The 12040-nt window shown below is 32.9% G+C and carries 14 protein-coding genes; 3 read left to right on the top strand and 11 right to left on the bottom strand.

Features of this window, described 5'->3' with window-relative positions; genetic code table 11:
• Positions 1–165 precede the first annotated feature (165 nt).
• Positions 166–378, top strand: coding sequence for a DUF6199 family natural product biosynthesis protein (locus tag AC3WJF_RS22475; RefSeq protein WP_492456235.1), 213 nt, complete (start codon positions 166–168; stop codon positions 376–378).
• 204 nt (positions 379–582) lie between these two features.
• On the opposite strand, the gene AC3WJF_RS22470 is transcribed toward AC3WJF_RS22475, so the two are convergent.
• Positions 583–1083: a DinB family protein gene (locus AC3WJF_RS22470; RefSeq protein WP_492456233.1), complete on the bottom strand. Its 501-nt coding sequence runs from the start codon at positions 1081–1083 to the stop codon at positions 583–585.
• Positions 1084–1261: 178 nt separating this feature from the next.
• On the bottom strand, positions 1262–1606 hold the full coding sequence (locus AC3WJF_RS22465) for a DUF4183 domain-containing protein (RefSeq protein WP_492456232.1): 345 nt from the start codon (positions 1604–1606) through the stop codon (positions 1262–1264).
• Between the two features lie 158 nt (positions 1607–1764).
• Between AC3WJF_RS22465 and AC3WJF_RS22460 the strand changes: the two genes are divergently transcribed.
• On the top strand, positions 1765–2145 hold the full coding sequence (locus tag AC3WJF_RS22460) for a DUF4183 domain-containing protein (protein ID WP_492456230.1): 381 nt from the start codon (positions 1765–1767) through the stop codon (positions 2143–2145).
• Positions 2146–2302: 157 nt separating this feature from the next.
• Here AC3WJF_RS22460 and AC3WJF_RS22455 read toward each other — a convergent pair whose 3' ends face one another.
• The 6 genes from AC3WJF_RS22455 to AC3WJF_RS22430 form a co-directional block, all read right to left on the bottom strand.
• Positions 2303–3178: a methyltransferase domain-containing protein gene (locus AC3WJF_RS22455; protein ID WP_492456228.1), complete on the bottom strand. Its 876-nt coding sequence runs from the start codon at positions 3176–3178 to the stop codon at positions 2303–2305.
• 210 nt (positions 3179–3388) lie between these two features.
• Positions 3389–4186 (bottom strand): GNAT family N-acetyltransferase, encoded by a 798-nt coding sequence (locus AC3WJF_RS22450; protein ID WP_492456227.1) that lies wholly within the window; start codon positions 4184–4186, stop codon positions 3389–3391.
• 51 nt (positions 4187–4237) lie between these two features.
• Positions 4238–5299, bottom strand: a complete 1062-nt coding sequence (gene murG / locus AC3WJF_RS22445) for an undecaprenyldiphospho-muramoylpentapeptide beta-N-acetylglucosaminyltransferase (protein ID WP_492456225.1) — start codon at positions 5297–5299, stop codon at positions 4238–4240.
• Positions 5300–5805: 506 nt separating this feature from the next.
• Positions 5806–6825, bottom strand: a complete 1020-nt coding sequence (locus AC3WJF_RS22440; protein ID WP_492456223.1) for a HoxN/HupN/NixA family nickel/cobalt transporter — start codon at positions 6823–6825, stop codon at positions 5806–5808.
• A 118-nt stretch (positions 6826–6943) separates the two neighbouring features.
• The gene (gene nikR / locus AC3WJF_RS22435) at positions 6944–7363 is read right to left on the bottom strand and encodes a nickel-responsive transcriptional regulator NikR (protein WP_492456221.1); all 420 of its coding nucleotides are present in this window, start codon (positions 7361–7363) and stop codon (positions 6944–6946) included.
• A 400-nt stretch (positions 7364–7763) separates the two neighbouring features.
• Complete coding sequence (locus tag AC3WJF_RS22430) at positions 7764–8753, bottom strand: hypothetical protein (protein ID WP_492456219.1); 990 nt, start codon at positions 8751–8753, stop codon at positions 7764–7766.
• 92 nt (positions 8754–8845) lie between these two features.
• Between AC3WJF_RS22430 and AC3WJF_RS22425 the strand changes: the two genes are divergently transcribed.
• The gene (locus tag AC3WJF_RS22425; protein ID WP_492456218.1) at positions 8846–9022 is read left to right on the top strand and encodes a hypothetical protein; all 177 of its coding nucleotides are present in this window, start codon (positions 8846–8848) and stop codon (positions 9020–9022) included.
• 441 nt (positions 9023–9463) lie between these two features.
• On the opposite strand, the gene AC3WJF_RS22420 is transcribed toward AC3WJF_RS22425, so the two are convergent.
• From AC3WJF_RS22420 to AC3WJF_RS22410, 3 genes are all read right to left on the bottom strand, one after another.
• The gene (locus AC3WJF_RS22420; RefSeq protein ID WP_492456216.1) at positions 9464–10498 is read right to left on the bottom strand and encodes a DUF3231 family protein; all 1035 of its coding nucleotides are present in this window, start codon (positions 10496–10498) and stop codon (positions 9464–9466) included.
• Positions 10499–10680: 182 nt separating this feature from the next.
• Entirely contained in the window at positions 10681–10929 is a 249-nt protein-coding gene (locus tag AC3WJF_RS22415) for a hypothetical protein (protein ID WP_492456214.1), read from the bottom strand.
• A 37-nt stretch (positions 10930–10966) separates the two neighbouring features.
• Entirely contained in the window at positions 10967–11809 is an 843-nt protein-coding gene (locus tag AC3WJF_RS22410; protein WP_492456212.1) for a protein phosphatase 2C domain-containing protein, read from the bottom strand.
• Positions 11810–12040 lie beyond the last annotated feature (231 nt).

The following is a 12040-nucleotide window of genomic DNA, read 5'->3' as shown; positions in this document are numbered from 1 at the left end:
TTCTAAGATGATCTCGGTTTCCATCAATTAATTTAAATAATTCTTCTTTATGATGTTGTGAATTAAATGAAACGATATTTCTTCATCTACTAAAAAAAACAGTAATAACTTAATTTGAAACTTAACTAAATGTTACTTGTATATTGTTTTTAGGAGGGGATATCAATGATCATTGTGGGAATTATATTAATTCTTTTAGGCGCATCCTTTTTATTTAAGCCTGAGTGGAATTGGTACATTTCAGAGAGCTGGAAATCCGGTGCAGGCAATGAACCGTCAGAAGTATATATTTTTATAATACGTGCAGCAGGAATTTTTAGTTTGGGGCTTGGCGTTTTTCTTATCTTCGGATCTATTTTTTTAACAAAATATCTATAAGAAATTATATGCAATTACAAAAACACAGAGAGTGTCTATTTATATCCAGCATTTGAGAAAAAATAGACATTACCACATATTTCCCCTTTCAATATAGAAAGGAATATTTAAAGAGGTTTCTTCAATCCAGTAGAAACCTCTTTATTTGTTTTACAATAAAAAGCAACAGTACAAATTGTAAAACTACATCCAATAAGCTTTTACTTATAATCCAAGTTTTTGTTCTAATTCACCCTTCTGACGTAAGTGGTGACGGAAATGCATTCCGACCAATTCGTACCACTCCCTTGCATTAAGCCAGCCAAATCCACCATGTTGTACCTTATAATTGGGACTAATGTTATTCAATTTAGATTCCCATTTCTTCAATCTCTCTATAACTTGGTCTAGTCTAATTACAAGCTCTTCATTGCTTTCCATATTGCTAGGTAGGCTATTTAATTCGTCTGGTAACTTGATTTTGATTGGCGGGAACCCTCCATTTTTGAATAACTTCTCACCAAATGTTGTTTTCCCAAGCTGTTGCTCCTCATCTGCTACATCACAAGCTTCGACATTATCAAGGTACTCATTTGCAACAACAATCAAATGGTTGTACATTTGACACATAGACCAAACCCCATCATCTGCAATATACCTTAATTGCTCTAAAGAATATTTTTGCAGATCATTTTTGTATGTTTCAAGGACTGTAAGATCACTCAATTAAAATCACTCCTTTATCACTATTAAGTAATATTTCTATTCAAATAGTTCTCTAATAATATGTAAATTCCTTTTTCATATGTCTATTTCATTTCAAAAACTATAAAAAATACTTTATTTAGAAGTACATTAGCATCATGACTTATTGTATTTACTTTAACTCAATAAATATAGTAATTTATATTTTAAACATTTGAAGTATTATAGGAGCACCTTTCGGAGGTACGTCTTCTGTTTTCAACTTAATAATTCCACTTTGTACTTCGTAATTTTCTATAGGCTGCAAAACTCCATTAATAAATAGATTCATATAAGAAACCATGCAAGGGGCCAATATTACTTTATCTCCTTGTCCATTAATTCCATCTCCCTCCTTATAAGTTCTGCAATGCCCATCTGAAATTGTATAATATTCAATTACATCCACCTTAATCGGAATGCGAAAACGAGTTTCATCAGGCGGTATAGTCGGAATTGTTAGGAGTGGCTTATTTAATTTGTTCATACAAGAATCATTTATCAACTTTATTCACCCCAACATTTAATATATTTCATCTCTAAACATTTTATAAAAAGGGGCATAATTTTGTGCTTGATTTTATTCCATTATTAATTTCAATGACTATACTAAAAAAAAGTTGCTACATAAAATAAATATTGTTTAGAAAGGAGGTGAAAATTTTGCCTTTACAAATTATGAAACTTGCTATTACTGCAATTACAACAGTCACTACATCTCCAACAGTAGAAAGATTCTTCAACAAAGCGGCTTCAACAATAGCTGGACCAGACACTTTAACCATTGCGGTTGACGATTTCTGGACCGACACGGGGGCAAATGCAACGACACTTCCAGATTTAGCTACTGATAATAGTTATATTGATGTATTTATTAATGGGGTATTACAGATGGAAGACTTATTTGCCTACACTCCTGGAGGTACAGGTGTAGGGCAATTAGTCATAACTTTGCCAGCTGGTTCAACAATTGAAGTAGACTCCCCAATTGTTTTAGTTGTTACTAACTTCACACCTTCAAGCAATACAACCGTAAACACTTAATCATTTATCATACCTCTGAATATACTTTCAGGGGTTTTCTTCCATGACTCATATAGTACTGAAGGGTATTTATTTTTTTTACTTTTATTTATCTGTGTAAAAAAGGCGTTTTCAACCTACCATAATACTCAGCTCTTAATATATTATTATTCCCAATTCATTCTTTTACACCATACGTAATTTTCATACAAGGAGCCCATATAAAAGAGGAATCCGTGTTAAATACTTGGGAAAAAAGCAGTTCAGCTTCAAACTGTATCTGAGCTTCATTTAATGAAAGTCCACGATTCATTAAACCATCTATAAATGCTTCTTTATCAGTTGGTTCATTACCAATTCCATCCTCTTTTAAGGAATTATATAAGTTTTGCTTGTTCTTTTGATCCATATTAGGATGCAGAAAATTAACCTTATCACTCATTCTGCACTCAATGTTCTTTACACCTATTTCACTTAGATATAACGGTATTTTTGCACCGATGTTTCCATCTTTCCCCTTTTGTTTTTTGTCTGTTTCAAATAATTTTTGAAGAGAACTTAGTGGAAAAATTTGCGACTGCTCATACCCATTCAAATGGTTTGAAGCCATACTTGAAATCCAATGTGGCTCAAAACAAATAATTCTTCCGTCATTAACTAAAGAATCTAGCATGTTTTGCAATATATTTTTTGGGTCGGTCATATGCAACAAAAATGCGTGACAAATCGCAATATCATACTTACTCTCTATTTTAACCTCATTTAAATCTGCTTCTAAAAATTCGGTTTCATAAGGTAGTTGGTGGAATACTTCTTTTGCTTTATTAATAAGTTGTTGCCCTTTATCTATTCCCGTATATTTTGAACCATTTGGTAAGAGAGGAAGCAATTTCAACCCCAAATATCCGTATCCACAACCAAAATCAATAATATGTACTGGATTATTAATTTTCCATACGAACTTTACCAAAAATTCCAAATAATCATCATTATAATATAAGTCTCTCGTTCTTTTTAGATACTCTATCTTAGTATCCCAATAATATTCTTCCATATGATCTCTCCTTTCAAAACATCCTTATTAACCCACTTTTTTCAATAAAATTTTTAAACTTAACAAGTAAAAAACATATTAAATCGAGCATATTTCTCTATGTAAAATTCTTCAAACTCCTTAATTATTCCTTGTCAAAAAAATTATTCACCAAAATAAAAAAGCTGTCGATTTAATCTTCGTGTCTAACATTAATGATCCAAAAAACGTTCAGACTTCTAAAACACTCCATTCGCAAATTTCTGTCATTCCTAGGTTCTTATAAACACTTCTAGCTGTAGGATTACTAAAAAACAAGTAAGGATATTTGCCTTCCTTAAGCAGCAAATTAAATAATCCAATTAATACTTCTGATCCGTATCCCTCACCACGAAATTTTGGATTTGTATAAACACCTATTATGATGGCACTTTTATCGCCTTCCCTAATAGTCGATGCGGAAGACACCATTTCATTATCGATACTCAAATATGCTGTTCGGTCATTTGTATTTTTTAATCTTTTGCTTTCCATCTCAATATATTTATTTTTATTATCTGGAAGACTTCCGTGAAATTCACTTGTCGATAAAAATAAATCATATTGCTTTCCTATTTCTTCTTCAGATTGGACAAATTTCATTTCTAAATCGGGGTATTTTCTGTTAACTGATAGGTGTTTAACTACTCCCATATATGATTGAATATCTTCTTTTACATTAATGAAAGATTTAAACTTCCGCATTAGCTTACTATGGCCAGATAATTTGCTAAATGTTAATGTTTCAATAATTTCTTTATATAAATCAACATTTCTCTCTGTATTAGAATAATAGGTAACATTATTAAAATCATTAAGTAAAATGGAAACTAATTCACCATTCTCATATTCTCCAAAAACCTTAAAATTTTCTCCTTGATAATTATTATTAACTAAATCGTTGATAAGAAATTGATAATTATCTATCTCGCCACCAAATAGTTTAACAACATCCATGTGATTTGAACTAGATAATGGAGCAATACTCATAACATCCCCTCCATTTGAATGAACTTATAGTAATAACTCTTAAATTCTTATTTACATAGTATTTATTTCTTTAATTAAAATTTTTAATGCGTCTCCACTAGGAGATTTCTTCATATTTCTACGGAAAGTTTCACTGTTTATGAAAACAGTTTCAATATATTCCAACAATGTTTCCTTATTAAGATTCCCTTCCTCCAAAGTAAGAGAATACCCTTTATCTTCAAATGCCTTTGCATTTAATATTTGATCCTCTCTACTTTGGTCTAGTCCTAGAGGGATAATTATCATTGGAATATTTAAGGCTAAAAATTCAAATATGGCATTAGAGCCGCCTCTTGTTATAACAATATCAGTCGCATTTAAAATGTCTGCAAGCTCCTCATGTACATATTCAAATTGTTTATATCTAGGAATCTTTATTAATTTATTATCAAGGTTATTTTTCCCACACAAATGAACAACTTGATAATTAGAAGTTAGTTGTTTAAGAGAATTCCTGACAGCTTCATTAATTTTTTTTGCTCCTAAGCTTCCACCCATTATCGTTAAGATAGCGCTTTTATCATCATACCCAAGTAATTTTTTACCTTTTATAGCAGAACCATTTAATATTTCTTTCCTTATTGGAGAACCAATAACAGTCGTTTTATTTTCTGGAAAAAACGTTTTTGTCTCTTCTAAGGAGGTAAATATTTTGGTTGCGAACCTCTGTGAAATTTTATTAGCTAACCCCGGAGTAATGTCACTTTCATGTATGAAAACAGGTATTTTAAGCGATTTAGCTGCTAAAATAACGGGAACAGATACAAATCCACCTTTTGAAAATACTAATTTAGGATTAAGTTTTTTCAATAGGCTTCTTGCCTCTATACACCCTCTAATAACTCTAAATATGTCAACTACATTATCAAAATCTATGTATCTTCTAAGTTTTCCACTGTTTATACCAAAGTATGGTATATTCATTTTTTTTATTAATTCTTTTTCGATTCCGTTTTTGGAGCCAATATAAAAGACTTCCCACTCTTCCTTAATTTCATTTATGATTGCAATATTAGGTGTTACATGTCCTGCTGATCCCCCGCCAGTAAATACAATTGTCTTTTTTAGCATAAATCCCCCTATGTTTTCTGTTTTATGTATCAATTCTAATATATTATGTAAGGTAACTATAATAATTTAAAAAACAGAAAACTTTAACTATTAATAGTATACCAAAAATATCCTCTCTCATAATGTACACGTCTATAGATTAGGATTTTGCTTGCTCATTCTTTTACATAATACTCCTTGCTTATAATCTTCATTCTCCTATATGTATTTACTCTCAAAACAGCTAATATTATTTTCCCAAAAAAAGAGAAACACGTATTATACAACATGTTTCCCTTCACTAACCTAATAAAATTACAAATGTTATTTAGAATAATTTTCTAACCATTGAATAGCTGTATGTACGACAACAGCTACTCCAATTGGTAGCACCCCTTCATCCAAAACGTCTTTGAAAAAACTCTTACTAGTCAAGCTGATATTCATTATTCAGAAGCTTTTTAAACAAATCTATTTTTCGAAAGACATAATACTGAAAAAATAAGCAGATTCATAAGATTGATAGATTATTTAACTGTGTATCGCTGTTCAATTTTATAAAATTTCCAGACAAAAACGGAAATGCCCCAAATAATTAAAAAAGCTGCAACTAAGAAATAACCTAAGTTATCGAAATCAATACTAGCAATTAATTTCCAAAAGACCCCTGTTAAATGGAGTTTCTCAGTGGTGATTTGGGATAATTCAACGACGCCAACAGCTAATGCTGCAACGACAGATATCGCTGTAACGGTCAAGTTGTAATATACCTTTCGAACCGGTCTATCCTCTGCCCAAGAATAACTCTTTGTCATCATGATCCCATCTAATGTATCAAACAAACTCATACCTGCTGCAAATAATATTGGTAAAGCGATGATACCAATAAACGGTAAACTACTTTTAGCAGCTCCAGCGGACATCGTTAATAATGAAATTTCCGTTGCTGTATCAAATCCAAGACCGAACAAAAATCCGATGGGGTAAATATGCCAGCTTTTGGTCACTATTTTAAATAGAGGTTTTAAATATCGTGTGAAAAATCCTTTAGCTTCAAACATTTTCTCAAGCTCATCTTCGGATATTCTTTCTTCTTTCATTTGTCGGAATATTTTCCACAATTGCACAAACAACACACAATTTAAGACAGCCAAAAATACTAAAAACACCCCTGATACGATAACACCGATTATTCCTCCGATGTCCTGCATACTAGACATGTATTTTGTAACAAACTTTACGGAAATTGCTGTTAGCACAGCTAATAAAAAGACTACAGTTGAGTGCCCTAACGAGAAGAAAAGCCCGACTCCTCGAGAATCCTTTTTCTGCGCTATTAGCTTACGGATAGTATTATCTACTGCTGCAATATGATCGATGTCAAAAGCATGTCGCATTCCAAACACATATGCGGCTATCCCCATCCCAATAAAAGCAGGATGAGTAGGGACCACAATAAATAACGCCACCATTCCAACAATATGGATTATTAAAACAACTAGCATATAACGGTTACATAATGCTTTTACCCATTCGATTCCTTTCATTTGGTCAGAACAACTCCTTTTCTAATAAAACTAATCCTACAAGGAAATAAACGTTTTCATTACCTTAACACAAGTGTTTTAGAATATCCCAATTCTATAAAATTCACTTCATTGAACCTTATAATTGCTCTACCGGAGCTATTGTAAACTTTCCATATTGAACACCTTTTAAGCTTGTCAATTTATTGCTAAGCTGCTGAATGTCTTTTGATTTCCCCTTGACAACAATGAGTTCAAGGCAACTGGAATGATTCAAATGGAAGTGAGTAGTGGCTATGATATAATCATGCATATTATGCTGAATTTTTGTTAGTTCATCGACTAGATTTTTTTGGTGATGATCATAAAATAAAAGGATACTACCTGCAACTATTTGTTCGTTTTCTTCCCAAGATTGTTGAATCAGTGCATCACGGACAAGGTCTCGAACGGCTTCGGAGCGATTTTCATATCCTCTTTTTTGAATCAAATGATCGAACTTTCGAAGTAAATTCCCCTCCATTGAAACTCCAAATCTTTTTAATGTTGAATCATGCATGTACTTTTCCCCTCCCTATATTGCTGAATTACCTTCAATATTCACAGATATATCGTTAAATATGTGACACAAATAGCATAGATAGTAGCACTACAAGCCAAAAAGATAAATGCTGATGAAATATTTGCTTATTAAATATTCAAACTTCCCACCTAAATAATTGGATTCGGTGGCTGAGTCATGTTAATTTTATCTATATTTCATTAGGTAATCTTGCTGTAGTAGCACAAATCCAAAGCATATTTTAACTTGATTACCTTGGTTTACAATTGCACGAAATTAGCATGTAATGTCTAAGTTCAAGCACCTGAATCTATAAATTTGTAATTACTTAAATTCTGTTGGTCTACATTTCTAACAATGAGCATTATGGAATTGTTTCGGATGCCATTGACTTAGGTCACTCTTTCTTCAATGAAAACAGAATATAGATCGTATCAATTTTACGGGATTCTTCCAAAACCCATGAGGTTTGGGTTAAAATTTGCTGCAACCCCTCCAGCCCAAGATATCGGATTTGCACACCAATAAACTCTGTAAATCCCAGGTATCCCGGATTAATATGCTCCCGGTCGAAGATTAATGAACCCGTGACCCTGGCGTCCGTCGGGGAGTTGGCATAGAAATGGTTTAAATTTTCAATGATATCTGAATCCGAACCATACTCAAAAAGACCGCCCTCCGATGGACAGAGCTGAATCCAGTTGGAACGTTCCAAACTCATCTTTCGTAATGCCTCCGGTTGGCTCCAGTTATAATGAATAGTGCTGAGGGTAATGTCCAGGCCATGGAAGCGTTCCCCCGGTTGCTTCAAAACATCAATGCACCGTTTTGCGAAATTGGGACCATAGGTATCGATATCTAAAATGTTGATCTCAATTTTCCGTCCCGCGAGTAATTCCGGATCCGATTCCTGAATTAGAATCAGGGTGTTGATACTGTCGGTAGCGGCCCCTCCAGCGATATTGAAGAAACAAAGGTTCCGTTCAGGGAATTGTTTGAGCTGGGGCAGCAAAATTTTCGACTGGAGCCGACAAAGATCCCTCAACCTAATCCGAAGTCCCATGAAAGAGGTTTGCTTCACCGCCCACTTGTCTCGGAAACCTAATTTTATCCCCCGGCTTAAGTCGGGACCAAGTTTGTAAAGCAAAGTACGCATGCCGCTAAGATGTGAATTGTCAACATTCGACATTTTCACAAAGATGTTCTGGATAAAGCCAGGCATCTTCTTTAATGATTCAATGCTCTGAGCTGACTTGAGACAGCTCAAATGATATGCCTGTTCATCAATACTTGCCTTGAAAAGAGGATGAGTAATATCCAGGATCGGTAATTGAATTTCATTCTCGAAAACCGCATATAGAATTCGGTGATTTTGATTTGCATTCATGGTTTTCAACTCCACCTCAATTGAACGATATTTTTTAAACTAAAACCCAAAGCTAGCGTAATTGATCTTCCGGAAGAAGTCCGGGGAATCCGTTGCATGCGGATCACCTGAATGAAATCCAGGAAGAATTTCAACTTGGAAGCAAAATTCTTTCTGTATGTTTTTCAATATCGCTTTCGGCACACCCTGCCACTCCTCCTGGTGGTATGAAATCAGTAGCTGTTCGTCCTGTACGCCAAGATAACAATTCGGATTACCAATATCTATAACACATATTAACTAAGTTATTTATGTTTAAGAGATTACTGCGTGGTACGAATAATAAAAAACGTAACACCGTTTAACAACCTAAAACCATGAATAAATTAGTGAAAACCATTGAATGTACTTTTATTCTACTTATATATCGTATTTTTAGTACTTCGTATATATGAGTTATAGTTTAATAAATTATTAATAACAAAATGATTCTTATCGAATTTAGTTGGGGTTTAATAAGAGTAATGTTATTAACTTATTGCAGAATCTTATCTGATCTATCTCTCTCGTTGTATTTTTATTAAAAGACTCTTCAATTACTATTTCTAATTGATACATCATTTTCCCTCTAAAAAGAAGGCTCTATTAACACATTTTTGATAATTCTAATAAAAAATAAGCTTGGCGAATAAAATGCCAAGCCTTCTCAATAGATTCACATTTGTTTAACCTCAATTAGATACTAAATCACTTCTATTCACTGCATGTGGCGGCTGCTCCATCCAACCTTTTTCAACAAAAATTTTTGCTGCATTTTCAACAAATTTTGAGATTTTTAATAACGATTTGGTATACATTAGCCCAACATCATTTCTTCCGTTAACTGCAACTGAATTTCCAAATGCTCTAATTTTCATTGAGAACATATCCATTTTATGAAATAACATTAATTTATCTGAAAAGGGTGAAAAAGTTGATGTTGTCACAAAATCATCTAGAAAAGAAGGCGAAGGTAGATTTTCATTATGTAGCTTTTGCATATAGTGTTCAATATCTCTGGATGTCATATCCCTACCCCACTCAAACAATTTTCGAATATTTTCATCCTTTACTACTTGAGCAAATGCCATAATGAGAGCCTTGCTCGTTACATTATTTTCAATATTGTCGTAAATATGAGCAATTTCTAATGCATGTAAAGAACGCACTGGTCCCAAAAAACCATTTAAAAAATCCTGATGTACAAACTCCACCTTTTCAGGTACAGGAATTAATGGAGGTTTGTTTATAAATCCCTTATTCATTAATATTTCATTGATTTGCTCCATTAAGTCCATTGTGGCATCCATACAATACCTAAAGAATTCTTGAACGTCCTTTCTAATGACAAGAGGTATTGCAACGTTATAAATACTCATTCCTGCTTTTCCAGCGTATTTCAAATAATGAACATAGTATTGATCTTGAAATAAGCGAGGAGCTCCAAGGTTTACATCTTCATCCCCAAAACCCTTGGGAATAGGAAAATTATCCTTTTCAAAAATTCTATTGATTGAATTCATAAATTCTAAGTTTAATTTTAATGCATTTTCTAATAAAGTTTTTATATCCTTATCCTCAACATGTTGTAGATAATAGCTTAATATGCATTTTGTCATGCTGTTTCCCATAAAGGTGGCCCAAAGTTTACCCATTTCTGCAGAAGTTAACTGTTCACTAGTCTCTTCTTTGTATGAACCTAGTTTAATCGGCTTAATCGTTTCCATGGTTACCCCCTTCTTGCACTCTTTTGATTAGTATTCCCTTCATTTGGAATCATACTCAATAGTTAAACTAATCAAAACCTAATAAGGAGATATCTACCACGTCACTTCGTACACATACATCGGTTATTATTTCGGTCACAAACCAATGAACAGAAAAAAAGTCACCAATTCAGCCGTGTGTTTTAATTCGATTCATTTTTAAAATAAAATCCAATAGCCGTATCTTTTGCACCATACCATTTATCAGCTATTTCATCTGTGGTTAAAGTGAATAAATCTTTTACAAAAGCCCATTCCTTCGTATTTTCAGAATAGGCTTCAAATCCTAACAGTGTCTCCTGTAAATTCTCATTTTTCTGATGAAGGGCAATCATGGATGCTTGTATCAGCACTCTTCCTAACTGCTGCTGATAGAGTTCTCCTATTTTCACATTATCCCTCTTTCCAAATTCCATATCCATCCCTGAATTAAAAGCTAATAATCACACCAGTTTTATCATCAGATTTTTTAAATCTCGGGAACATTACGCATTGAGGATCCGTTTCCTCGAGTACAATTAAATCCTTTGTATACTTTTCAATCCCTTTATTTAAAATACACTCCACAACATAATTCCAATAGTTTATATTATTTGGGATACTTTCTGACGGCAAAAACATTCCATCTGTAAGTAAAATAAGATGCTCTAATCCAATTCTATTTATTTTTCCACTTTCTACGTAGTCAAGAGCTTGATCCTCACCATTCAATACTCCATATCCATCCATTGTATTGCTTTTCTGTCTATTAGAAATTAGGATATCTTTTACATTTTTAAATAAGTCTTCTCTATTTCTTATACCTTTGATTATCATATCCTTCCATTTAGTAATAGCTGCATTCTCTACATTAGTTGTTTGAATTCGAGTTAGCGGTCTGACTTCATTATTTTGGTAAACTGCTAGAATCATACAATCCCCCGTTTGTATAAAATCCACATATGAATCAGCTATTTTAACTAATGCCAGTGCAGTTCCCCATAGTTGTTCTTTCTTCAATATATCAATATTATATTCTTTCATTTTGCTAAAAATATTATTATTAATAGAAAATAAATCCTTGGTAAAACTATTAAAGGTAGTTTTGGATTCAAAGTACTTCTTTACTTCATTAGCCGCTATATAGCCACCGGTATAACCTTTTTCGCTCATAAACGGCATCAGGGAAGAAACACCGTCTGCAACCCCATATAATGATAATTGGGCATTAATAATTATTGAATCCTCATTTAGATCTCGGACACCCTTATGCGATGTATATACTACATTCAAGGGAATCATCTCCTTCAGAAAAAATTAGTTTAAGTAGACTCTAACTTCCAATAAATAAAACAATAAAGTGGAAATTACTAAACGTATATATCTTTAATTTCTAAGAGCATTTAAAACATTCGATATCTTATGCACTTATTTTATAAACTTATCTCAAATCAAATGTTTAAGAATTTCTTGAAATAAAACTAAAAATTTTTCTAAATCCCTACATTCTTGATAAAATATTCC

It is taken from the genome of Heyndrickxia sp. FW510-T9 (genome assembly GCF_058781025.1).
The sequence above is the reverse complement of the archived record's forward strand: the minus strand, read 5'-3'. Positions and strand labels throughout refer to the sequence as shown.